This window comes from Nocardia sp. BSTN01, assembly GCF_015354405.1.
Taxonomy (GTDB): Bacteria; Actinomycetota; Actinomycetes; order Mycobacteriales; family Mycobacteriaceae; genus Nocardia.
The window spans coordinates 42,416-63,826 of the sequence record NZ_JADKYP010000043.1 but is presented as its reverse complement, the minus strand read 5'-3'; the positions used below and the strand labels follow the sequence as shown (position 1 = coordinate 63,826).

The 21,411-nt window shown below is 67.0% G+C and carries 20 protein-coding genes and 1 pseudogene; 10 read left to right on the top strand and 11 right to left on the bottom strand.

The annotated features are described in order from the left end of the window. Positions 1–127 (bottom strand): annotated as a pseudogene (locus IRT45_RS37855) (DNA polymerase IV); the annotation flags it as partial. A gap of 90 nt (positions 128–217) precedes the next feature. Here IRT45_RS37855 and IRT45_RS26850 point away from each other — a divergent pair. Then, positions 218–772, top strand: a complete 555-nt coding sequence (locus tag IRT45_RS26850) for a TetR/AcrR family transcriptional regulator (RefSeq protein ID WP_194808642.1) — start codon at positions 218–220, stop codon at positions 770–772. A 162-nt stretch (positions 773–934) separates the two neighbouring features. Further along, positions 935–1,423, top strand: coding sequence for a PaaI family thioesterase (locus IRT45_RS26845; protein WP_194808641.1), 489 nt, complete (start codon positions 935–937; stop codon positions 1,421–1,423). Between the two features lie 113 nt (positions 1,424–1,536). Here the strand turns inward: IRT45_RS26845 and IRT45_RS37550 are convergent, their stop codons facing one another. Next, on the bottom strand, positions 1,537–1,668 hold the full coding sequence (locus IRT45_RS37550) for a hypothetical protein (protein WP_255535610.1): 132 nt from the start codon (positions 1,666–1,668) through the stop codon (positions 1,537–1,539). A gap of 113 nt (positions 1,669–1,781) precedes the next feature. Here IRT45_RS37550 and IRT45_RS26840 point away from each other — a divergent pair, with 113 nt between their 5' ends. Continuing rightward, positions 1,782–2,399: a DUF1707 domain-containing protein gene (locus tag IRT45_RS26840; protein WP_194808640.1), complete on the top strand. Its 618-nt coding sequence runs from the start codon at positions 1,782–1,784 to the stop codon at positions 2,397–2,399. Between the two features lie 87 nt (positions 2,400–2,486). Here IRT45_RS26840 and lon read toward each other — a convergent pair whose 3' ends face one another. Continuing rightward, on the bottom strand, positions 2,487–4,877 hold the full coding sequence (gene lon / locus IRT45_RS26835; protein WP_375540160.1) for an endopeptidase La: 2,391 nt from the start codon (positions 4,875–4,877) through the stop codon (positions 2,487–2,489). 523 nt (positions 4,878–5,400) lie between these two features. On the opposite strand from lon, the gene IRT45_RS26830 reads away from it, so the two are divergent. After that, the gene (locus IRT45_RS26830) at positions 5,401–6,135 is read left to right on the top strand and encodes a TetR/AcrR family transcriptional regulator (RefSeq protein WP_194808638.1); all 735 of its coding nucleotides are present in this window, start codon (positions 5,401–5,403) and stop codon (positions 6,133–6,135) included. A 24-nt stretch (positions 6,136–6,159) separates the two neighbouring features. On the opposite strand, the gene IRT45_RS26825 is transcribed toward IRT45_RS26830, so the two are convergent. Next, complete coding sequence (locus IRT45_RS26825) at positions 6,160–7,209, bottom strand: diiron oxygenase (RefSeq protein ID WP_194808649.1); 1,050 nt, start codon at positions 7,207–7,209, stop codon at positions 6,160–6,162. A 312-nt stretch (positions 7,210–7,521) separates the two neighbouring features. Here IRT45_RS26825 and IRT45_RS26820 point away from each other — a divergent pair, with 312 nt between their 5' ends. The 6 genes from IRT45_RS26820 (at position 7,522) to IRT45_RS26795 (ending at position 13,404) form a co-directional block, all read left to right on the top strand. Then, positions 7,522–8,526, top strand: a complete 1,005-nt coding sequence (locus IRT45_RS26820) for a zinc-binding dehydrogenase (RefSeq protein ID WP_194808637.1) — start codon at positions 7,522–7,524, stop codon at positions 8,524–8,526. A 125-nt stretch (positions 8,527–8,651) separates the two neighbouring features. Further along, positions 8,652–10,007: a hypothetical protein gene (locus tag IRT45_RS26815; protein ID WP_194808636.1), complete on the top strand. Its 1,356-nt coding sequence runs from the start codon at positions 8,652–8,654 to the stop codon at positions 10,005–10,007. Positions 10,008–10,062: 55 nt separating this feature from the next. After that, entirely contained in the window at positions 10,063–10,854 is a 792-nt protein-coding gene (locus tag IRT45_RS26810; RefSeq protein WP_194808635.1) for a TIGR03084 family metal-binding protein, read from the top strand. Between the two features lie 369 nt (positions 10,855–11,223). Continuing rightward, complete coding sequence (locus IRT45_RS26805) at positions 11,224–11,994, top strand: hypothetical protein (protein WP_194808634.1); 771 nt, start codon at positions 11,224–11,226, stop codon at positions 11,992–11,994. Between the two features lie 224 nt (positions 11,995–12,218). After that, positions 12,219–12,770 (top strand): SRPBCC family protein, encoded by a 552-nt coding sequence (locus tag IRT45_RS26800; RefSeq protein WP_194808633.1) that lies wholly within the window; start codon positions 12,219–12,221, stop codon positions 12,768–12,770. Positions 12,771–12,780: 10 nt separating this feature from the next. After that, positions 12,781–13,404 (top strand): ribonuclease H, encoded by a 624-nt coding sequence (locus IRT45_RS26795; protein ID WP_194808632.1) that lies wholly within the window; start codon positions 12,781–12,783, stop codon positions 13,402–13,404. A 189-nt stretch (positions 13,405–13,593) separates the two neighbouring features. Here the strand turns inward: IRT45_RS26795 and IRT45_RS26790 are convergent, their stop codons facing one another. The 7 genes from IRT45_RS26790 to IRT45_RS26760 form a co-directional block, all read right to left on the bottom strand. Then, positions 13,594–14,466, bottom strand: coding sequence for a hypothetical protein (locus IRT45_RS26790; protein ID WP_194808631.1), 873 nt, complete (start codon positions 14,464–14,466; stop codon positions 13,594–13,596). Between the two features lie 61 nt (positions 14,467–14,527). Next, a complete protein-coding gene (locus IRT45_RS26785) occupies positions 14,528–15,697 on the bottom strand; it encodes an MlaD family protein (protein WP_194808630.1) in 1,170 nt (389 codons plus the stop codon). Further along, positions 15,694–16,788: an MCE family protein gene (locus tag IRT45_RS26780; RefSeq protein ID WP_194808629.1), complete on the bottom strand. Its 1,095-nt coding sequence runs from the start codon at positions 16,786–16,788 to the stop codon at positions 15,694–15,696. Before IRT45_RS26780 ends, IRT45_RS26785 begins: the two co-directional genes overlap by 4 nt. Continuing rightward, positions 16,785–17,873: an MCE family protein gene (locus tag IRT45_RS26775; RefSeq protein WP_228535168.1), complete on the bottom strand. Its 1,089-nt coding sequence runs from the start codon at positions 17,871–17,873 to the stop codon at positions 16,785–16,787. Before IRT45_RS26775 ends, IRT45_RS26780 begins: the two co-directional genes overlap by 4 nt. Continuing rightward, positions 17,870–18,877, bottom strand: coding sequence for an MCE family protein (locus IRT45_RS26770; protein WP_194808628.1), 1,008 nt, complete (start codon positions 18,875–18,877; stop codon positions 17,870–17,872). The genes IRT45_RS26775 and IRT45_RS26770 overlap by 4 nt, the downstream gene beginning before the upstream one ends. After that, on the bottom strand, positions 18,874–19,905 hold the full coding sequence (locus IRT45_RS26765; protein ID WP_194808627.1) for an MCE family protein: 1,032 nt from the start codon (positions 19,903–19,905) through the stop codon (positions 18,874–18,876). The genes IRT45_RS26770 and IRT45_RS26765 overlap by 4 nt, the downstream gene beginning before the upstream one ends. Then, positions 19,905–21,407 (bottom strand): MlaD family protein, encoded by a 1,503-nt coding sequence (locus IRT45_RS26760; RefSeq protein ID WP_194808626.1) that lies wholly within the window; start codon positions 21,405–21,407, stop codon positions 19,905–19,907. The genes IRT45_RS26765 and IRT45_RS26760 overlap by 1 nt, the downstream gene beginning before the upstream one ends. Positions 21,408–21,411: the final 4 nt, after the last annotated feature.

Genomic DNA, 21,411 nt, shown 5'->3' with positions numbered 1-21,411 from the left:
TGCGCGGTTCGTTCGGATCTCCGTTGCCGCCGACGATCACCGGCTGCCCGCGCAGCTCGGGATGGCGGCGGAACTCCACCGCCGCCTGGAATTGGTCGAGGTCGACATGCAATAGCCACCTGGCCACGAGACCGTTCTTACCGCACGGCACCGACAGCCGGAGGGACTTCGCAGGTAGCGCCTTGCGCCGACGCCGAAACAGAACTAAATTCTGGTTATGAAGATTCGAGATCGGTTGCTGCTGGCGGCCGAGCGGCAGTTCGCCGAGCACGGGGCGCTCGACGCGACGCTGAGCCGGATCAGGGCCGACGCGGGAGCGAGCGTCGGCGCGCTGTACCACCATTTCCCGGACAAGGCCGATCTGTACCGCCAGGTGTGGGCCCATGCGCTGGCCGACTACCAGCGCACCTTCTGGGCGAGCATCGCCGACAGCACCGACGCCGAGAGCGGAGTCACCACCGGCGTCACCGAGCATCTGCGCTGGGTCACCGACAACCAGTACCGCGCAACAATTCTCATGTCGCCCCGGCCGCCCGGAGTGCGCGACAGCGACAGCAACCGGGAATTCCTCACCTCCGTCGCGCGCTGGTGGCGCACCCACGCCCGCTACGGCACGGTCCGCGACCTGGAATTCGACCTGCTGTACGCGCTGTGGCTGGGCCCGGCGCAGGAGTATTCGCGGCAGTGGGTGAGCGGCAGCATCCGCACCGCGCCGACCGATGTCGCCGCGGAACTGGCCGCGGCGGCGTGGAAGTCGTTGCGCAACAACTGACAGCTCCGACAGCAGAGGACAGTGCATATGGAATACCCGACACCCGGTGACAGGCGCATCGCTGGTGCGGCCGATGGGATGGGCTCCGCGCCGGCACCAGCAGTCGCGGCGAGCGATGCCGACCGTGCCCGAAGCGCTGCGCGGAGCGGCGGAAGTGCGCAGATGGACGCAGCGGCCGCGTCACCCCCGCGACCGGCCGGCGTATCGACCGCCAAGCTCACCGCGGAGCAGGCCCGCGCGGTGCTGGCCGCACAGCCGTTCGCGCGGCACGTCGGCACCGAGATCACCGAGTTCGAGGGCGGTGCGGCCACTTTGGTGATCGACGTGGGGCCCGAGCACGCTCAGCAGTTCGGTTTCGTGCACGGCGGGGTGATGGCCTATCTGGCCGATAACGCGCTCACCTTCGCCGCCGGATCCGCGCTGGGCCCGAACGTACTGACCGGCGGCTTCACCGTCACCTACCTGCGACCCGCGCGGGGCGGCCGGCTTCGCGCGCACGCGAAGGTCACCGACGTCACCCGCCGCCAAGCCGTCACCCGCTGCGAGATCTATTGCGACAGCGACGGTTCCAGCACGATATGTGCGGTCGCGCAGGGGACGGTGCGCGTGATCGAGCGCGCTCTGCCCACCAACGGATCGCGCGAACCGTAGGCGGAGACTTCCGCGGACGCGGCGGGCGCGGATACCCTTGCGCCACTGGACAACACACCGCCGGCGAAGTCGCCGCGAACCGACACCACCACCGGACGCGCACCAGCCCGGCTTCACCACAGCGCGGCCTCGACGATCGGGGTGAAGGTGACCTCGCCGACCGGCCGCCATACCGATAGCCGCGTTGACCAGGAGGTCTTGCGCATCGCATCCGGTGCTCCGGCGTGCACGGCGGCGAACGCCATGGTCGGCGAGCCCGCACACCGGCGTGGCAAGCACATGCCGGGCAGCGCCGTCCGATATCCGGGGCGTCCGGTCGCACGTAGGATTTCGGCATCACCACCGAGAGGATGTGCCGATGACCGAATCCCCGGACTGCCGCCCGGACATCGCCGAACGCCGCTCGGAGCCCGCGGTACGTATCACCGATCACGAACGCGCGCAGGTGGAGCGGCTGCTGCAGCTGGCGCTGCGGGACGGCTCGCTCGATCTCGCCGAGCTGGACCGGCGCTTGGCCGCCGCCTACGCCGCGACCACCCATGACGCACTCGCCGCCGTGACCGCCGATCTGCCGGTGGCCGCGACCCGCGAACCGCTGGTCCTGACCACGGTCAGCGGGTCGCTGCGCAAAGACGGCCAGTGGATCGTGCCGGCCGAGATCACCGCCACCGCGGCCTCGGGATCGGTGCGATTGGATTTCACCGAGGCGATCTGCCCGCACGCCGTGGTGGAGCTGCATGTCGGAATCGCCTCGGGCAGTGTCCGATTGACGGTTCCGCGCGGCTGGCAGGTGGATGTCGACCGGGTGGCGTTCGTCAGCGGCAGCGCGAAGAATCGGGTGAACGAGCCCCCGCTGCCCGGATGCCCGACCCTGCGCGTGGACGGCTCGATCACGTCGGGATCCCTGCGCGCCGAGTATCCGAAACCACCCCGTCGCGGCTTCTGGGCCTGGCTGTTCCGCAGGCCACGCCGGTAGCCGACGCAGCGAACAGCCCCCAGACGGCAGAAGGGCCGCCCACCCGAAGGTGAACGGCCCCTCGACCATTGATCACGCGACCATTGGTCACGCAGTCGCCGCGAAGGCCTTCCCGTCATAAGCCGGTTCGGCGACCGGTTCGATGGCGTAGGCCAGGATGTCGGCCACGTCGGCGACGGGGCGGACATCCAGGGCGGCCAGCACCTCGGCGGGGACCTCGTCCAGATCCGGCTCGTTGCGAGCCGGGATGAACACGGTGTTCAGGCCGGCGCGCTGGGCGGCGAGCAGCTTCTGCTTCACGCCGCCGATCGGCAGGACCCGGCCGTTCAGCGTGACCTCGCCGGTCATGCCGACGTCCGCGCGCACCTGCCGGCCCAGGGCCAGCGACACCAGGGCGGTGACCATGGTGACGCCCGCGGACGGACCGTCCTTCGGCACCGCACCCGCCGGGAAGTGGATGTGGATGTTGCGATCCAGGACCTTCGGCTCGATGCCGATCTCTTCCAGGTGCGAGCGCACATAGGTCAGTGCGATCTGCGCGGATTCCTTCATGACGTCACCCAGCTGGCCGGTCAGGGTCAGCGAGCGTTCGCCCTCGGCGGCATTGGCCTCGATGTAGAGGACGTCGCCACCGGCGCCGGTGACAGCCAGTCCGGTCGCCACACCCGGGACCGAGGTGCGTTCCACCGAATCGGGGGTGAAGCGCGGACGGCCCAGGTAGTCCTTCAGATCGCCCAGCCCGATCACCAGCGGCTCGGAACCGGCTGTGACACCGGCCTTTTCGCCGTAACCGAGCGAAGGATCGTAGCCCAGGTCGATCACCGTGGCGTCCGAATCACCGTCCGCCGCAACCGTCTGCGCGCCGACTTCGTCCTGCGACAGCCGAGTCGCCGCCTTGCGCAAGGCTTTCGCGAGCAGTCGCTCCAGCTGGCGCACACCGGCTTCCCGGGTGTAGTTGGCGGCGATCTCCCGTAGGGCCTCGTCGGTGAACGACACCTCCTCGGCGGTCAGCGCATTCCGTTCCAGCTGCCGCGGCACCAGGAAGTCGCGTGCGATGGCCACCTTGTCGTCCTCGGTGTACCCGTCGACCGTGATCAGTTCCATGCGGTCCAGCAGCGGGCCGGGAATGGTCTCCATGACATTCGCGGTCGCGATGAACAGCACATCGGACAGATCCAGATCCAGATCCAGGTAGTGGTCGCGGAAGGTGTGGTTCTGCGCCGGGTCCAGCACCTCGAGCAGCGCGGCCGCCGGATCACCCCGGAAGTCCGAGCCGACCTTGTCGATCTCGTCCAGCAGGACAACGGGATTCATCGAACCCGCCTCCTTGATGGCACGCACGATCCGGCCCGGCAGGGCGCCGACGTAGGTCCGCCGGTGACCGCGGATCTCGGCCTCGTCGCGCACACCGCCCAGGGCGACGCGCACGAACTTGCGGCCCAGGGCCCGCGCCACGCTCTCGCCGAGCGAGGTCTTACCGACACCGGGAGGCCCGGCCAGCACCATCACGGCACCGGAGCCACGACCGCCGACGACCTCCAGGCCACGTGCGGCCCGGCGGGCGCGCACGGCCAGGTATTCGACCATGCGGTCCTTGACCTCTTCCAGCCCGTGGTGGTCGGCGTCGAGCACCGCACGAGCAGCCGAAACATCGGTGCTGTCGGTGGTTTTCACCGCCCACGGCAGATCCAGGACGGTATCCAGCCAGGTGCGGATCCAGCCCGATTCCGGACTTTGATCGCTGCTGCGCTCCAGCCGGTCGACCTCGCGCAGCGCGGCCTCGCGGACGTTGTCGGGCAGCTCGGCGTTCTCGACCCGGGTGCGGTAGTCGTCCGCGCCGTCGGGCTCACCGTCGCCCAGTTCCTTGCGAATCGCGTTGAGCTGCTGACGCAGCAGGAATTCCCGCTGCGACTTCTCGACGCCCTCGCGCACATCCTCACTGATCTTCTCGGTGACCTCGACCTCGGCGATGTGGTCCTTGGTCCACCCGATCAGCCGGGTCAGCCGCTCGGCGACATCGGGAGTGCCGAGCAGTTCGCGCTTCTGTTCATCGGTCAGATACGGCGCGTAGCCGGCGGTATCGGCCAGGGCCGACGGATCGGTCAGCCGGTTGACCACGTCGATGACCTGCCAGGCTTCGCGGCGCTGCAGCACCGAGACCACCAGCTGCTTGTATTCGGCGGCCAGTTCCTTCGTGTGCGCGTCGGGTGTGGGGGTGTCGACCGGTTCGGCCTCCACCCACAGCGCGGCGCCCGGGCCGGTGACCCCGTGCCCGATCCTCGCCCGCTGCTCGGCCTTCAACACCGCGGCAGCGGCGCCACCGCGCATCCGGCCGACCTGTTCGATGGTCGCGATCACACCGTAGGCGGCATAGCCCTCGTCCAGACGCGGTGCGAGCAGCACGGAGTCCGACTTCGCGGCCCGCGCGGCGTCGATGGCGGCCTGTGCCGATTCGTCGAGCTCGATGGGGACGACCATGCCCGGCAACACGACCGGATCGGTCAGAAACAGCACCGGCAGACGCTGTGGAGTACTCACAGATTCAGCCCCTTCCAAAGCATGCCCCGGATCCTGTGTTTCTTCGCCTCCAGGGTTGAGCGCTACCTACTCAACTACAGGGTGTGCCGAGTTGTTCCGACCCCTTGTTCACCGGCAGCGAACGAGGTATGACCGGCGCCGACGCGACTCATAAGAGAGTGATGCGATAACTGTCTCACTGCGTTAAACAGATCACCTACGGCAAGGAGGCGGTTGTGGAACGTCCGTATCGGCTCGTGATCTGGGGGCCCGGCGATATGGGTGGGCGGGCGCTGCGCACCGCGAGCTGTCGATCACGCATCTGAAACCCGACCCTCGGCTGACGGTGCACTGACCGTGCAAACCTCGCCGGCCTGTGCGGTTTTCTCGCATTTCTGACGAGGTTTGCACGGAAAGTTCACCCCTTCCCCGCACCCGGGCCGAAGCTCATTCGCGCGGGAACCGGTGATTTAAACTCGACCGCGTGGCGATTCCCTCCCCGTCCGAACCGGCCCCGATCGGGGGCCGGCAGGCGCGGTGGCAAACGCACAACGACAATCGGCGGGGGCGGATCGTCGAGGCGTTGATCGAACTGCTGGAGGAGTCCGGCGGCGGTGAGATTTCGATGCAACAGATCGCCAAGCGGTCCGGCTTGGCGAAATCCGTGGTGTATCGCCAGTTTTCGGGACGCGACGAACTGGATCGGCGGGCCCGGAGTGTGATCGCCGAGCAATTCATCGATACCGTCGACGCGGCGCTGGACATCTGGGACGGATCGATTCATCGGATCCTGCATCGCACGGTCGCGGCGGTCGCGGACTGGCTCACCGAGCATGCGCGGCTGTACGACTTCGCGCGCAGCGGTCCGGCGATGGGCGACCCCGACGATGTGGACGCGCTCAGCAGTATCAAGGCCACCATCGCGGCGCGGACCCGCCTGCTCGTGTCGAGCCTGGCGGGAGTGATCGGCGTGGTCGACGAGGCCACGGCCGACACGATGACCTTCGCCATCGTGTCGATGACCGAGGCGACCGTCGGCCGCTGGGCCCGCGATCCGCACCCGCTCTCGAGCCGCGAACAGCTGATCTCCGAGGTCGCCGGCTACGCCTGGAGCGTGCTCGACGGCGCGGCCCGCGCCCACGGATTGACCCTGGACCCCGAACTGCCGCTGATCGAACTCGTCAACGCGCTGGCCGAGGGAGTCGACGACAACCCCTGATCGGGCGCGCCGAATTTCGGCCGGTCAGGCCGCCAACCAGCCGACGAGAGAACCGACCACGGGCAGCCGCTCGGCCACAGCGGTCGCCGCATTCCGCCGGTCGGGCTCACCCCGATATCGCGACCGATCGCCGTCGACGTGCAGCAGTGTCCACAACTTGCGGGTCACCGGATTCATCAAGCCCAGCTCGTCGGCGAGTGTGCGCATATCGCCGAAGTAGCCGGACAGGATCCGGCGCGAGTTCGGGGACCGCCAGAAGGCGTCCTCGATCACCTCACGCGGAATGTCGAATTCCTTCGCGAACGAGCGCGGGGGCGCCATGATCTCACCGGCCAGCCAGCGCATCGTGATCGGAAAAGCCAACGCGCACATCGCCTTACCGAACGGGCCCATCCGCTCGATATGCGCCTTCAAGAACTCACCGGCGAAGGAGATGTGCCGGGCCTCCTCGGCGATGTGGATCTGCATGGTACGCAGCACTGCCGGAGGCATCGACTCACCCTCCCGGATGATCGCCTTCTGATAGTGGTCGATCGGCTCCTCACCGCCGAGGATGCCGATGAACAGGATGGCGTGCGCGTAGCCGCCGGCCACGCCGATGAAGGGCGACAACGCACGGAACAGCGGCCGCATCCCCGGCACGTCCACGCCGATCCGGTTGATCAGCTCCTGGAACATCTGGATGTGGTTGCACTCTTCGGTCATCTCGTGCAGGCAGTAGCGAAACTCCGCAGATCCGTTGGGGAGCTTCATGATGTACTGCATCATGCCGCGGATGAGAATGCTCTCGAAGGCGGCGCCGACCTTGATCACGTTGGCCGTGCGCCACTTTCCGATCTCGATCCTGCGCTCCAGCGGCAGCGACTTGTACCAGTCGGTTCCGCCGAGCGGATCGAGCTCCGGCGACAGCACCCATCTCGGATCGTCGGGATCGATCGCCAATTCCGGTGAATCCCAATCGATATCGAGATAGGGATCGAAATTGCGATGGACCGATCCCTCGGACAGGATCGCCAGCATCTCCCGGTAGTCGGGGCCGAATATCTCGGTACGAATGGATTTCGACAGCGTCATCGATGTCTCCTCTGCTCTGCGGGACCCCCGCACCCGGTCGGCCCGGCGAGCGGGCTTCGCAGTGTGGCTCATCGGGCCTCCTAGCTCCCGGCCCCGAGGCTCGGCCCCGGCGGTCGACACCCAGCAGGTGTGATCCTTCGAGAATATATGGGACTCGTAGTCCCACACAATCCCCCGAGCCCGGCGATTCGGCCGGCGCCCGGGATCGCGCCCTCCCGCAACTCCGGCCGAAACCACGATGTCGATGCGATACTCGACCGGGTTCGCCGGGCCCGCGGGTCCGCCCGCCCGATCCACGAGGAGTAGCCCGACATGCTGGCCGCACGCCTTCACCTGGGACCGCAACGCCGACTGGAACTCGACGATGTGCCGACGCCGGAACCGGGCCCCGACCACGTCCTGATCAAGGTCGAAGCGGCGGGCGTCTGCCTGTCCGATGTCCATCTGATCGACGGGACGCTGACCCCGGTGATGCTCGCCGGTGACGTGGTGACGCTCGGGCACGAGGTCGCGGGCACGGTTCACACCCTCGGACCGGGTGTGACCGGCGCGAAGGTGGGGGACCGGGTGCTGCTGCAGGCGGGTGAACTGCGCGACGGCGCGGTGTTCACGCGCGGGGTCGACTACGACGGCGGGTGGGCGGAGTACACCCTGGCCCGGGTCGACACTCTGGTGCCGATTCCCGACGATCTGCCCTTCGAGCAGGCCTGCTTCATCCCGGACGCGGTCTCCACGCCGTGGGCCGCGATCACGGCGACCGCCCAGGTGCGGCCCGCCGAACCGGTCGGTGTGTGGGGTGTGGGCGGTCTCGGCGCCCACGGGGTGCAATTGCTGCGCATGGTCGGCGCGGCGCCCATCGTGGCGGTGGATCCGCTGCCCGCGGCGCGGGAACGGGCGCTCGGTTTCGGTGCGGATCTGGCCTTCGATCCGGCCGATCCCGAACTGCGGTCGCGGATCTTCGCCGCGACCGGCGGCGCCGGTCTGGCGGCCGCCTTCGATTTCGCCGGAGTGGCGGCGGTGCGCGAACAGGCCGTGACCTGTCTGGGGGCGGGTGGGCGGCTGGTTCTGGTCGGCCTGACCGACAAGCCGATCACGATCACCGGGGGTATCGGCTTCAGCTTCTTCCAGCAGCAACTGCGCGGACACTACGGATCGCAGCCCGAACATGTCACCGAACTGGTGACGCTGCGGCGGCTGCATCGTCTCGATCTCGCCCGTTCGGTCAGCGCGGTGCTGCCGCTCTCGGAAGCCCCGGCCGCGGTGCGGGCGCTGGAAACCAAGGAGGGCAATCCGATTCGACTCGTCCTGCGCCCCTGAACGGGGTGCGTTTGCCCCGCCGACCAGGGCAAGTGCCGCCCCGCCGCATTGACACCGTCTGGCCCCGGTGAGAATGTGGGGACCCAGTCAACTCGCAAGTCCGCACGGCGCAAGGGGGATCCAGGATGGCGGTAGTCGCCGGCGGTGTGTTCATCGACTGGGAACAACTGACCGGACAGTCCAAATTCGTCGTGGATCTGATCACCTTCCCGATCTTCAGCGCCGTGGCCGGTTGGCTCACCAACTGGACCGGTGTGCTGATGTTGTTCTGGCCGTTGCAATTTCGCGGCGTCCGGATTCCGGGACTCAAGGTGCTGTATCCCTATTTCCCGCGCCGGGTGCAGGTACTGCCGACTTTTTCCGGTGACGGTAGGCAACTCGGCTTTCAGGGCTTCATTCCCGCCCGCGCGGAGAAGATGGCCAGCATCTGCGTGGATATGGCGATCATGCGGATCGGCAGCCCGCGCGATTTCATCCACGAATTGGATCTGGAAGGTATCGCCGACTACATCGCCGACCGCGCGCACGAACAGTTGCAGCAGATCGTCGACGATGTGATGTACCGGGAGAATCCGGAACTGTGGCGGGCGGTGCCGCGGCCGGCGAAACAGATTCTCTATCAGCGCATCGACCGTGAACTGCCGAAACTGTGCCGGCGCGGTTTCGAGCAACTCGGCGACAATGTCGACCAGCTCATCGATATCAAGAGTTTCGTCATCCGCTATCTGCAAGCCAATCCGGAGATTCTCAAGGATCTGACCACCACGATCGCCGCGCCGGAGCTGCGGTTCATGGTGCGGATCGGGTTGCTCGGCGCCCCGTTCGGTGTGCTGCTGGCGCTGTATATGCATGTCCATCACGACATTCCGGTGCTCGGGTGGCTCCCGGGCTGGCTGGTCGTCCTGGCCGCGGCCGCCACCATCGGCGTGCTGGTGAACATGATCGCCATCAAGATGGTGTTCGAACCCGGCGATCCGCAGCCGCGCTACAAATACCTCTGGCGGCAGGCGCTGCTGGCCAAGCGGCAACCGCAGGCCGCCGACGACCTCGCCCAAATTCTGGCCTACCAGGTACTGACCCTGCCGAATCTGGCGGCGGAACTGCTGGACGGTCCGAACGGGGACAAGACCCGCCAGTTGGTGGAACATCTGATCGCCGACGAGATCCGCACCCAGCTGGGACCCACGCGCTCGGTGGTGCGCGCGGCCTTCGGAGCGCGGCAGTTCGACAATCTGCAGGTCGGTGCCGCCGGGGCTGCGGTGAGCCTGGCGCCGAGTCTGGTGCAGGACGAGGCCTTCGCCCTGGATCAGGCCAAGAAGATCGACGAATTCGCGGCGCGGAAACTCAAACAGCTCACGCCGGGCGAGTTCATGGAGATGTTCTATGCCTCGGTCGAACAGGACGCCTGGCTGTTGTATCTGCACGGTGCGGCGCTGGGCCTGGTGGTGGGCGCGGTGCACCTGCTGATCTTCGGCTGGTGAAAAATACAAGCACGCGTGCTTGCATTTTTTTCGGGGCGTTGCCATGCTTTCGGTCATGGCTGATCTAGAGGCGCTGCTCGACGACTTCGAGGCCGAATGCGCGGACCTGGACCGTCTCGTCGCGCCGCTGGATCCGGCCGGCTGGACGCGGGAGACGCCCGCCCCGGGCTGGACCATCGCACACCAGATCGCCCACCTGACCTGGACCGACGAGGTTTCGACGATCGCGGCCACCGATGCCGCGGCGTTCGCCGAACTACTGCGCGAGGCGACCGCCACGATCGCCACGTTCGTCGACGACGCGGCCGCCGAGGTGGCGGGCACACCGGCGCCGGAACTGCTCGAGCGGTGGCGTCGCGGCCGGACCGGTTTGGCGCAGGCGCTGCGCGCGGTACCCGCCGGCACGAAATTGCCCTGGTTCGGGCCGCCGATGAGCCCGATGTCGATGGTGAGCGCACGGTTGATGGAGACGTGGGCGCACGGTCAGGACGTCGCCGATGCGCTGGGCGCGGCGCGGACGCCGACGGCGCGATTGCGCAATATCGCGCATATCGGCGTGCGGACCCGCGATTTCGCCTACACCGTGCACGGTCGCCAGGCACCCGCGGAACCGTTCCGAGTCGAGCTCACCGCACCGGACGGATCGGTCTGGAGCTGGGGACCGGAGGATGCCGCGCAGCGCGTGAGCGGGTCGGCGTCGGACTTCTGCCTGCTGGTGACGCAGCGCCGGCATCGGGACGATCTCCCGCTGGTGGCCACCGGAAGCGACGCCGCGGAATGGTTGACGATCGCGCAGGCGTTCGCCGGGCCTCCGGGATCGGGGCGCGAAGTGGGCCAGTTCGCCTGACGATGTGCGCCTGAAGGATTCGGAGAGAGCGGGCGAGCGCCCACTCAGGGTGCGACGTGCTTGTGGTCGACCGGACGCCGTTGGCCGGAGGACTTCGAGATCGCATCTCGAAGTTGACGCTCGCCAGCTTTGTCGGGTTACCCGGCACTATTCCGACGCAAACCTGCGCGCCCAGCGGCCGTAGGCGGCGCACCGGCACCCTCCGGACGATGTGAACAGCGGTTTCACGCCGCTTCGCCCGCCGTTGTGATCTTGACCGCACGGTCTCGGAATCCCCCGACGACAGGCAGTAACCTGGACGTGCGTACGACTTTCAACGGTGCGGGTCGGCAACGAGGGGAACCAGGGGAGAGGGAAGGACGCACCGCTATGGCTCAGTCCGCGCAGTCCCGGTCCACCGGCCAAATTCTGCAGCACACCGCCGTCGTACTCGCCGGAATGGCGAGTATCGGCCTGACGGTCGCCGCCGGAACCTACATCGTCAATCAGATCGCCGGTACCGGCTTACCGGCCGTCATCGGCTCCGGCGAACGAGGCGACACCATCGTCCCGGCACCCGACACCGACCGATCCGAGGCGTCACCGAGCAGCACTCCTGCCACCACCGGGTCGTGGCGCCCGGCCGCCGAATCCCGTCGCCTGCCGGTCCTCGCGGCCGATGGCGCGGCAGCGCCGGTGCGCATCGTGCCCGGCCCGGCGGACCGCTCATCGAGCATCGACACCGCACCCGCAAGTTCCCGTCCGGGCGGCGTCGGGGGACGCCTGAACCTCACCGGAGAAACCTACGTCGGGGCGAATCTGTCGAGGACACAACAGCATTCGTTCGCCGTCACCCTCGACACGAATGTGCCGGCCGCCTTGGGTGCGAACGCCGGTCCGGATCATCGGCAGGGCTCCGCGCCGGATGCGGTGACCGAATTCCGCACCGACGTCGACGTGCACAGTGGCGAGTTCAGCGTCGCGATGAGCGATCCACTGCTGGGTCGGCACAACGTACAGGTTCAGCGGCACGCGCGCCCGGCTCCGGTGCCCTCGGCCGGTCCGGAGCGGATTCCTGTGAACCACACCGGCGATCCGGCCGCCGCCGATTCGACGCAGGCGGCAGTGCTTCCGGCAGCGCCGGATTCCGCGGTGGCATAGCGTTTCAACATCCTTCCGGCCGGGTACCGTCAAGGTGCCCGGCCGGTTGTCGTCTGTGTCCGCTCCTGTCGAGCACACTCGAAACGTACTGGTCGTTTCTGCATTTGTCCTCGTCAGCGGTTATTCGCCACTCGGTCCGCGGGCCGCACGTTATTCCCCGGTAACCATTTAATAAAGAGGAATTCTGTAGTACTTTTGTGGCAAGCGTGGAGCAGGGAGGGCCTATGGGCCACATCAGGTACGCGAGCGATGTCGGGGCTCCGGTGGAGGTCGCATTCACGTATACCGACAACCATCTGTTCGTCCCGGATTGGATGTTCGGTATCGCAGCGTTCGAACCGGTCGGCGAGGCCGGCCACGGACCGGGTGCGGTCTACGCGGCGACGTTCCGGCTGGGGCTGTGGCATCCCACGGTCGACTGTGAGATCACCGAATACCGCCGCAACGCGGTCATCGGGTACACCCTGCGCAGGCGCCGGCCGGGGAAGGTGGCGCCTGCGCAGGACCCCGCCGCGTCGTCGCAGAACGCGTCGTCGCAGAAGTCGGAAGCCGCCCCCGCGCTCGCCACGTTGACACTGCGATTCGATCCGCTCGGGTACGGCCGGTCGGTGCTGACCTCGGAGGCCGACTATCCGCCGGCGCACGGCTGGGCCGCCCGCCCGGCCGCCAAGGCCATCGATGCGCTGGCCAAGGCGGCGGTCCGTCGCAGCGAGACGCAATTGCGCAGAGAAATCGAGGAATTCCACGGCACGGATCTTGTCGGCCGGATTGCGTAGGGTACCGGTCATGATCATCGTGAGCACCGACGGATCCTGCCTGCGCAATCCTGGCGGCGCCATCGGCTGGGCGTGGGTCAATCATCAGGGCAGTTCAGCCAGCGCCGGCGCGGCCTCCGGCACCAACCAGGTGGCCGAGCTACGCGCGGTTCTGGAGGCGATTCGCGCGCATCCGGGCCCCGAACCGCTGTTCATCGAGAGCGATTCGCTGTACGCGATCAAATGTGCGTCGGAATGGCTACCGAGCTGGCGCCTCAACGGCTGGCGCACCGCCACCGGCAGCGCGGTGAAGAATGTGGAACTCGTCCAGTGGATCGATCACGCGATCGCCACCCGGCCGGGCCCGGTGCGTTTTCGCTGGGTGCGCGGGCATGTCGGCAACTACTACAACGAACAGGCCGACAAACTCGCCGGGGAGGCCGCCCGCGCCGCCGCGGGCCGAGCCGATGCGACCCCGAACGGCATCATCGATCTTCCGCCGTTGCCTTCCGCGGTGCGCCCCGCCGCGGCACCCGCCGAGACGATGCCGGACACCGCCGCGACGACGCCGCTGACGGTCGTCGTCACCGACAAGCCGGCGCCGAAACGCGGACGCGCGACAGCCGAAACCGCGGACGCCCTCACCCTCTTCTGACCGGGCACGCGTCAGACCAACCGAATGGCTTCCGGCGGTGGTGGGTCGGCCCACCGCCGGAGGCGCCCGGTTGCCGCCACCTCGGCCGCCCGGACCGCGCCGTGTTCACAGTCCGAATCGCCCTCGAACGCGTTCCGGCCCCGCGACGGAAACCGTCGCGGGGCCGGAAGCGTTGTGCTGTAACCGGATTCAGTTACCCGGCTGCGGGGCCGGGGCGGGCTGGGCACCGCCGTTGGCCTGCGGGCCGGTACCCGGGGCCGGCTGCGCCGCACCCGGCGCCGGAGCGGACGGACCCATTCCCTTGGTGACCGGCGAGTCGAACTTCGCGACCAGCCACTTGCCGTCGTGCTTCTCCATCTGGGCCACGCCCGGGATGGTCAGCTTGTCCGGCTGCGGAACGGCCTGGTTGGTCTGCTCCTGCGTGATCACCAGCACCACGTTGGCCTGGCTGTCGTTGCCGGACTCCCACGCGCAGTGGATCTCGTCCAGCTTCGACTTGGCCTGCACGCTGACCATGGCCTGCTTCAACGTGTCCGAGGCGCCGCTGAAGAACTTGCCCCACTCACCCGTCGAGAGATCGTTGACGCTCTTGAAGTAGGCGTCGAGATCCTTCGAGTCGTAGCTGGCCACGGCCTTACCGAAATCGCACGCCGCCTTGGTCGAATCATCGCGCGCGGCGAGCTGATCCTCGCGATTGTCGGCCTTCAGATAGAAGACCACCACCGCGGTGATCGCGGCCACCAGCAGCACCCCCGCGGCGAAGGCCGACACGATCGGCACCCACGGCGTGCTCTTCCCGGAGGAGGGCGCACTCGCCGGGGCGGGGGCCGCGAACTTGGTGGTTGCCGCATCGGCCGCGGCCGGGCTCGCGGTCTCGAGCTTCACCGTCTTGTCCGCATCGGCCGTCTTCGCGGTATCGGCACCCTTATCGGCGGCAACCGACGAGTCCGATTCGAACTTGACCGTTGCGTCCGCGGCGGTGCTGTCTTGCGCCGCGTCGACCTTCTCGGTCGACGCGGCATCGTTGTTCGCCTTGTCCTTGGCGGTGTCGTCATCGGACATGAATCGATCTGTCACCTTCCCGGCATGTGGAAACCACGCCGTATGTTTCGGGCCACTCTACTTACCGCACCGGCTTCGGGGTCCGAGCGTTCGGATCGGCACCCGACGGCATCTGCGCTCCGTTGTTCGGAACGTCGGGCCGCGGCGCGTTCGCCGAACCACGAATCTGCTGGTCCGGAGGTGCGTTGGTGCAATAGTTGTACTTCGGGAACGTACCGTCGGTCACGACGGACGGCGCGACCGGCGCGTGCGAGTACTGGCAGAACGGGCGCGGCCAGATATCGATGATCGTATAGAACTCTCCGTCGTGGGCCGGCACCCCTATGGCCGAACTACCGACGCCCAGCGACGGGAACAGCGCCCGCAGCGCCGGCAGCCGCAGCTGCGCCGCCTTGGTGACGGCCACGAAGTTGGTCGCCAGGCTGGTGATCGGATCGGTGGTCTCGTCCAGCGTCGCGCCCAGCGACTTCATCTGCGCCGGGGCCTGGTCCAGCACCTTGCGGAGTTCGTCGTTGGCGTTGTTGAACTGGGTGAACAACGTCGACGAGTTCTGGGTCAGGGTGCTCAGATCGGGCTGCGCGTTCGACGTGGTGGCGGCGATGGTCCGCAGGCTGGTGAGCAGGTTGGTGGTCTGCGGCAGCAGATTGTCCAGACCGGCCGTCACGAGGCTCAGCGCATCGACCATGTCGCGCAGCTGATCCTGTCCGCCGCTGAGCGCGGTGTCGAATTCGGTGAGGATCGTGCTGAACCGGTCCGGGTCGATCTGATCGAAGAATCCGCTGGCGTTCTCCAGCACCGCCGACACGGGGGTCGGGGTCTGCACCTTCTGCGGATCGAACGGGATCACCGACCCGTCGGTGAGGTACGGACCCTTGTCGGTTTCGGGCTGGAAGTCGATGTACTGCTCACCGGCGGCCGAGAGGGCGTGCACCACGACCTGGGTCGCCTTCGGGATCTTGTACCGGGTGTCGATCTGGGCTTCGGCCGCGATCGAGGCGCCGCGATCCGCCAGCTTGATCGAATTGACCTTGCCGACACGGAATCCGCGCAGCGTGACGTCGTTGCCCGGTTGCAGACCGCCGGAGCGGTCGAGTGCGACCGTGACCGTGTAGGTACTGCGCAGCGGATTGATCCGCATCACGTCCACCGCCAGGTACGTCGCACCCACGACGAACGCGATTACCAGTCCGATCGTGGACAGCAGCAGTTTGTGTCGCAGCAGCCAGCTCATCGGTGGCCCCCTGTCACTCGGCCGTAGACGATCTGCAGCACCTGGATCAAACTGCCCGCCATGTCCTGCAGATCGCGCACATCCCAGAACTTGCTGTGCGGCGGGTCGGTGAGCAGGCCGACGTCGAGCTGGGTCAGGGTCGCGGCGACGGCGAGGGTGTTGCCCTTGAAGGAGGCGTCGACCTTCGGCCGGATCTCGTGCAGGGCGTCCAGCGCGGGGCCGAGGTCGTTACCGGCCCGCGACAGCGCGTCCATCAGCTTGTGCACATTCTCGAGCAGGCTCGCCAGCTGATCGTGGCTGGTCTCGGCGTAGTCGCCGAGCGCCGCGCTGGTGGTGGAGATCTTGCCGAGCAGATCGCCGATCTGCTTGTTGTTCTCCGCGATGGCGCCGATCATCTGCGGCAGCGAATCCGCCACCTGACCCAGCTGGTCGTGGTTGGCCTCGATGGTGTTGGCCAGCGCGTCGAAGCCGTTGAGCGTGCTGTCGATGCGATCGCTGTTGGCGTGCAGCGTGGTGACCACACTCGTCATCTGCTTGATCAGGCTCGCGAGCTGTTCGGGCCGGCCGCCGACCACGGAATCCAGTTCCGAGGTCAGCTTGGTCAGCGCGGCCACACCGCCACCGTTGAACAGCATCGAGACCGAGAGCAGCAGCTCCTCGACGGTGGCACCGGCCGAGGTGTGGTCGATGCCGATGGTGTCGCCGTCCTTCAGCATCGGCGTGGTCTCGTCGGACTTCGGCTTCGACAGCGCCACGAAGACGTCGCCCAGCGGAGTGGCCTGGCGCAGTTCGGCGGTGGAATCGCGCGGCAGCGTGATGTCCTTGCGCACGTCCATGTCGACGATGGCCTGGTAGTTCTTGGTCGAGATGTGGGTGACCACACCGACATCGGAACCACCGATCTTGACCTTGGCCTGATCGGGCAGGTTGAGCGCGTTGGCGAAAATCGCGTGCAGGGAATAGGTCTCACCGGACTGCCCCGGTTTGGGCAGCGGCAGACTCTCCACGGTCAGACCGCAGCCGGAGGCCGCCACGGTCGCCGAGACGCCGAGGGCCAGCCAGGTGCGCCGCAGGCGCGTCGATACCGTCATTTCGTCAGTCCCAACAGTGCGGCGGACAACCCGAGGTCGGGTCCGAAATCCTCGATCTTGCCGGTCCGGCAGCCATCGGCCTTCATCTGAATGCGTTCACAGAACACGCTGACGACCTCACCGGACAGCGCCGTGCCGAGCACCGCGTGCAGGCGGACGAAGCCGCGGTTGCGGTCCATCGAGCGATCCAGGTTCTGCAGCAGCAGCGGCGCCACGTCGACGGTCTCGATCACACCGGCCGCGTTCTGCCGCAGCTGGTCGGTGACCTTGGTCAGCCCGGTCAGGCTCTCCGACAGCTGGCTCTGATACTGGCTGAAGACGCCGCTGGTGTTGGCGAGGAAGTCGTTGAGCTGATCCAGCGTGGCCTGCAGACCGGGCGCCTGCTCGGCCAGCAGCGACGACATCTGGGTGACCTTGTTGCTGAAGTCGCGCACCGACTGGTCGTTGTCGGCCAGCATCGAGGTCAGCTCGTTGAGCTTGATGATGATGGTCGAAATCGCGTCCTTGTTGTCGACGCCGACCTTCAACGCACCCGACAGCGCGTTGAGCGTGTCGCGGATCCGCTCGCCCTGGCCGTTGACCATGTCGTAGAGCAGCGTGCCCGACAGCGGGCCCTCCTTCTGCCCCGGTGCCGGCTTCAGCGCGGCGGTGAACTGATCGATGGTCTTGATCATCGTGTCCAGTTCGACCGGGGTGCGGGTCTGCTGCACGGTCAGGTGCGTGTTGTCCGGCAACTTGGGCCCGCCGGTGTAGCGCGGGGTCAGCTCGATGTGCCGGTTGGTCACGATCGAGGGCGACACGATCGCCGCCGTCACATTCTTCGGAATGTCGACGTCGTGGTTCACCGTCATGTGCACCTCGACGTACTCACCCTTGGGGATGATCTTGTCGACCTTGCCGACCTCGAGTCCCAGCACGGTGATCGGATTGCCCTCGAACACGCCGGCGATATTGCGGAAGTCGGCGGTGATATGGGTCGAACCGCCCACCGCGTTCTGCACCGAACCGCAGCTGCCGGCCACCAGTACGGCCGCACCGATCGCGACCGTCCTGGTAGCTCGGGCCAGCCATTTGTTCAGCATCATCCCTGGCACCCCTCGATCACTCGCGCGAAGCACAACCAGTTGTCCGGGAACAGCCACGGCACACCGACCTCACCGTAGGGGCCGTTGCCGAACACGTTGTTGAACTGCCGCAGCGACGCGGGCATGATCGTCAACAGTTTGTCCAGGTTGTCCTTGTTCTTCTGCAGACCCTGGGCCATCGTGTTCAGCTGTTCGATGGTCGGGCCGAGCTGGTTGTTGTTCTCCGCGCCGATCTGCTGCAGTTGCTTGGTCAGGGTCGCGGTGTTGTTCAGCAGTTGCTTGAGCAGCTCCTGGCGTTCCATCACCCGGCTTGCGATCGCCTCGCCCTGGGTGATCACCAGCAGCACGCTGTTGCGGTTGTCGCCGAGGATCCGGGTGACCTTGTCCAGATCCTTGAGCAGACCGTCGACCTGGTCGCGCCGATCGTTGATGGTCTTGGCGAGCGCGCCGACGCTGTCGAGCGCCTGCGCGGTCAGCTGCGGCGAACCGTCGATCTGGTCGCCGAGCACCTTCAGCGATTCGGCCAGCTTCTCGGTGTCGAGCGCCTCGAACTTCGGGGTGCCGATCTGCACCACATCGGCGAGGTCGTAGGGAACCTTGGTGTTGGACTTGTGAATCCGGTTGCCCGGCAAGCCTTTCCCGTTGCCCGGGTCGAGATCGACGTAGCGCGCGCCCAGCAGCGTGGCCATCTTGATGGAGGCGCGGGCATCGGGGCCGAGCTTCACGTCGTTGTTCACGTGCAGGGTGATCAGCACGTGGTCACCCTCGAGCTTCGCCCCGGCGACCGTGCCCACCGGCACACCGGCGACATTCACCTTGTCACCGGTCTGGACGCCGGCGGTCTGCACGAACTCCGCCTGCACGTCCTTGGTGCCGACACCCAGCTTCTTGTACCCGCTGGAGACCACCAGCAGCACCACGATGAGGACGGCGCCGATGACGCCGAGCCAGAAGAAGCGGTTGCCCTGGAAGCGATTCTTGATTCGCGTACCGAATGTCGTCATGGGCGGCACACCGCCGAGTGGTTGGGTCCACCGATCTGGCTGACCAGACCTCGCGGCAACAGCACCCCGTAGAGCGAGATGTCCAGCGTGCACAGGTAGGCATTGGCATAGGCGCCGTCGGAGGTGAACTTGCCCACATCGGCCAGGATGCCCGGCAGGTCGACCGCGGCCTGATCCAGTTTGGCGCCGTTGCTGATCAACATGGTCAGCGCGTCGGTGGACGAGTTCTGCGCGGCCCTGATCTTCGGCTGCACCTGATCGACCATGTTCACCAGGGAGCTGGTGGCATTCGCGATCTGGACGGTCGAAGCCTGCAGGGACTGTCCCTGCTCGTAGAGCCCGCCGATCAGCGCACGGGTCTGGGTCACCAGAGTCTCCAATTCGTCACCTCGTTTCGCCAGTCCCGACATCACGCCCGACAGTTTGGTGATCACGTCGGCCAGGATGACGTCACGTCGCTGGAAGTCACCGGCCAATGCGGCGGCCTGGGTGATGAACGAGCTCAGCGAAACACCGTCGCCCTGCAACGCCTGGATGAAGGTGTTGGTCAGGTCGTTGACCTGCTGGGGCTGCAGGGTTTCGAACAGCGGCTGAAAACCGTTGAGCAGACCCGAGATATCGAACGAGGGTTCGGTGCGGTCGACCGGGATGGTCGCGTTGTTGCGGAGCGCCGAATTGTCGCCCTTGTTGCCGGGTGCCAGCGCCACATAGCGCTGGCCGATCAGATTCTGGTACCGGACAAGGGCTTTGGTGTTGCCGTACACGGTCTGATCGGTCTGCACGATGAACGACACCTTGGCCTGGTGCTGTCCCTCGACCTCGATCTTGGTGACCTTGCCGACGCGCACGCCGGCCATCCGGACGTCGTCGCCCTCGCGCAGGCCCAGCACATCGGTGAAGATCGCCGAGTAGCTGTGGGTGGAACCGTTCACGGTGCGCGCCAGCGTATTCCAGATGACCACGGTCACCAGGACCGAGACGATGGCGAAGATACCGAACCCGATCAGCGGTTTGCGAATTCCTCTCATCAGCTGGCACCGCTTTCGGATACTTGCAAGGTTCCACCCCTCAGGATCGAGCTCAGCAGCAGATATTCGGCAGTCGTCGGATCCCGGCCGAGCAGCGCGCTCATCGCGTCCCGTCCGGTGTAGTAGGCGATCGGCCCCGCCGTGGGCTTCTGCCCGTCCGCGGCCGGAGCGGCGGCCGGAGCCGGCTGCGGCGCGGGGGCCGCGGGCGCACCCGGCAGGCCGGGCAGCTGCGGGAACAGACCTTCCAACGGAGTTCCGGCGAACGGGTTGCCCGGCTTGGGCGCCTGCTCCGGCGCGGCCGTCTGCGCGGTGTCACCGGTGGTGACGCCCGGGATGGCGGGCAGGCCCGGCATCGGCGGCAGCTTGGGCAGTCCCTGCGACGCGTCCAGCGTGCGCGGCTTGAGGGCCGGTGTCGGCGGACCGATATCGGAGACCACCGGGGCGGTGCCACAGCTCGGTGCCGCCATGTCGCCGTAGCGCGGGCAGTCGGACCGGTCGTACGGCTTGTACGGCGTGAAGGTCACCCCAGCGTTCCAGATCATCTGCTGCTGCGGACCCCAGTGGAAGGTCGTGCTCAGGTTGCGGACCGACGTGTTCAGGTTCGCGATGGCCTGCGGGATCGCATTCGGGTCCTCGCTGAGCGCACCGAACATGTCGCCGGTGCCCGAGGTCAGCTGCTTGCCGACGTCGGGGTTGCGGGCGAACAGGTTGTTGACCTTGTCGATGGTCGCCGAGGTGCCGGTGATGAGACCGGCCAGTTCGCTGCGCTTGTCGGCGATGGTCTGCGCGGTCTTGACCGATTCCGACAGCGTCGTCATGAGATCCGGCGCGGACTGGTTGAGCGCGTGGAACGAGGCGGAGAAATCGTTCAGCGTGCCCTCCGGATCCGGCACCGCGGCCCGGACCTGGGTGAACCAGTTGTTCAGCCGCTCGACGGTGGAACCCGGGACCCGGCCGCTGCCGTCCAGCGCATAGGACAGCGTGCTCAGCACCCGGCCCAGTTGCATGGGGTCGATCTTGTTGAGGATCGTGCGGACCGTGGTGAGCGTGTCCTGCAGCGCGATGGTGCCTTGGCTGTGGTCCTCGGCGATTTGTGAACCGGCCTTCAGCGAGGCGTTGTCGGGACCGTTGTAGACCAGTTCGACCGAGGTGACGGCGAACAGGTTGCTGGGGACGACGCGTGCGGTGACATTGGCCGGGATATCGGAGATGTAGTCCGGCTTCATGTTGATGTGCACCTGCTGCAGCTCGCCCTTGGCGGCCACCGACACTTCCTCGACCGCGCCGACCAGCACGCCGCGGAACTTCACATCGGCCTGCGCGGGCAGTCCGTCACCGGTGGTGGTCAGGTTGGCGGTGACCTCCACCTTGGGATTCAGGATGTAGCCCTTGTAGCGGGCCATCAGCAGGGTCAGCGCCGCGGCGATGACGACGATGCCGCAGACGCCCGCGATGAGCAGCTGCCGCATCGTCGGTCCGCGGCCACTCGGATCGATGATCATCTCG

What these genes read in the sequence shown, in the direction of transcription:
- IRT45_RS26820 (WP_194808637.1), top strand. Translation starts at nt 7,522, where the DNA reads ATGCTGGCCGCACGCCTTCACCTGGGACCGCAACGCCGACTGGAACTC.
- IRT45_RS26760 (WP_194808626.1), bottom strand. Translation starts at nt 21,407, where the DNA reads ATGATCATCGATCCGAGTGGCCGCGGACCGACGATGCGGCAGCTGCTC.
- IRT45_RS26785 (WP_194808630.1), bottom strand. Translation starts at nt 15,697, where the DNA reads ATGAGCTGGCTGCTGCGACACAAACTGCTGCTGTCCACGATCGGACTG.
- IRT45_RS26780 (WP_194808629.1), bottom strand. Translation starts at nt 16,788, where the DNA reads ATGACGGTATCGACGCGCCTGCGGCGCACCTGGCTGGCCCTCGGCGTC.
- IRT45_RS26795 (WP_194808632.1), top strand. Translation starts at nt 12,781, where the DNA reads ATGATCATCGTGAGCACCGACGGATCCTGCCTGCGCAATCCTGGCGGC.
- IRT45_RS26765 (WP_194808627.1), bottom strand. Translation starts at nt 19,905, where the DNA reads ATGAGAGGAATTCGCAAACCGCTGATCGGGTTCGGTATCTTCGCCATC.
- IRT45_RS26810 (WP_194808635.1), top strand. Translation starts at nt 10,063, where the DNA reads ATGGCTGATCTAGAGGCGCTGCTCGACGACTTCGAGGCCGAATGCGCG.
- IRT45_RS26770 (WP_194808628.1), bottom strand. Translation starts at nt 18,877, where the DNA reads ATGACGACATTCGGTACGCGAATCAAGAATCGCTTCCAGGGCAACCGC.
- IRT45_RS26800 (WP_194808633.1), top strand. Translation starts at nt 12,219, where the DNA reads ATGGGCCACATCAGGTACGCGAGCGATGTCGGGGCTCCGGTGGAGGTC.
- lon (WP_375540160.1), bottom strand. Translation starts at nt 4,877, where the DNA reads ATGGTCGTCCCCATCGAGCTCGACGAATCGGCACAGGCCGCCATCGAC.
- IRT45_RS26815 (WP_194808636.1), top strand. Translation starts at nt 8,652, where the DNA reads ATGGCGGTAGTCGCCGGCGGTGTGTTCATCGACTGGGAACAACTGACC.
- IRT45_RS26790 (WP_194808631.1), bottom strand. Translation starts at nt 14,466, where the DNA reads ATGTCCGATGACGACACCGCCAAGGACAAGGCGAACAACGATGCCGCG.
- IRT45_RS26840 (WP_194808640.1), top strand. Translation starts at nt 1,782, where the DNA reads ATGACCGAATCCCCGGACTGCCGCCCGGACATCGCCGAACGCCGCTCG.
- IRT45_RS26825 (WP_194808649.1), bottom strand. Translation starts at nt 7,209, where the DNA reads ATGACGCTGTCGAAATCCATTCGTACCGAGATATTCGGCCCCGACTAC.
- IRT45_RS26850 (WP_194808642.1), top strand. Translation starts at nt 218, where the DNA reads ATGAAGATTCGAGATCGGTTGCTGCTGGCGGCCGAGCGGCAGTTCGCC.
- IRT45_RS37550 (WP_255535610.1), bottom strand. Translation starts at nt 1,668, where the DNA reads ATGGCGTTCGCCGCCGTGCACGCCGGAGCACCGGATGCGATGCGCAAG.
- IRT45_RS26845 (WP_194808641.1), top strand. Translation starts at nt 935, where the DNA reads ATGGACGCAGCGGCCGCGTCACCCCCGCGACCGGCCGGCGTATCGACC.
- IRT45_RS26775 (WP_228535168.1), bottom strand. Translation starts at nt 17,873, where the DNA reads ATGATGCTGAACAAATGGCTGGCCCGAGCTACCAGGACGGTCGCGATC.
- IRT45_RS26805 (WP_194808634.1), top strand. Translation starts at nt 11,224, where the DNA reads ATGGCTCAGTCCGCGCAGTCCCGGTCCACCGGCCAAATTCTGCAGCAC.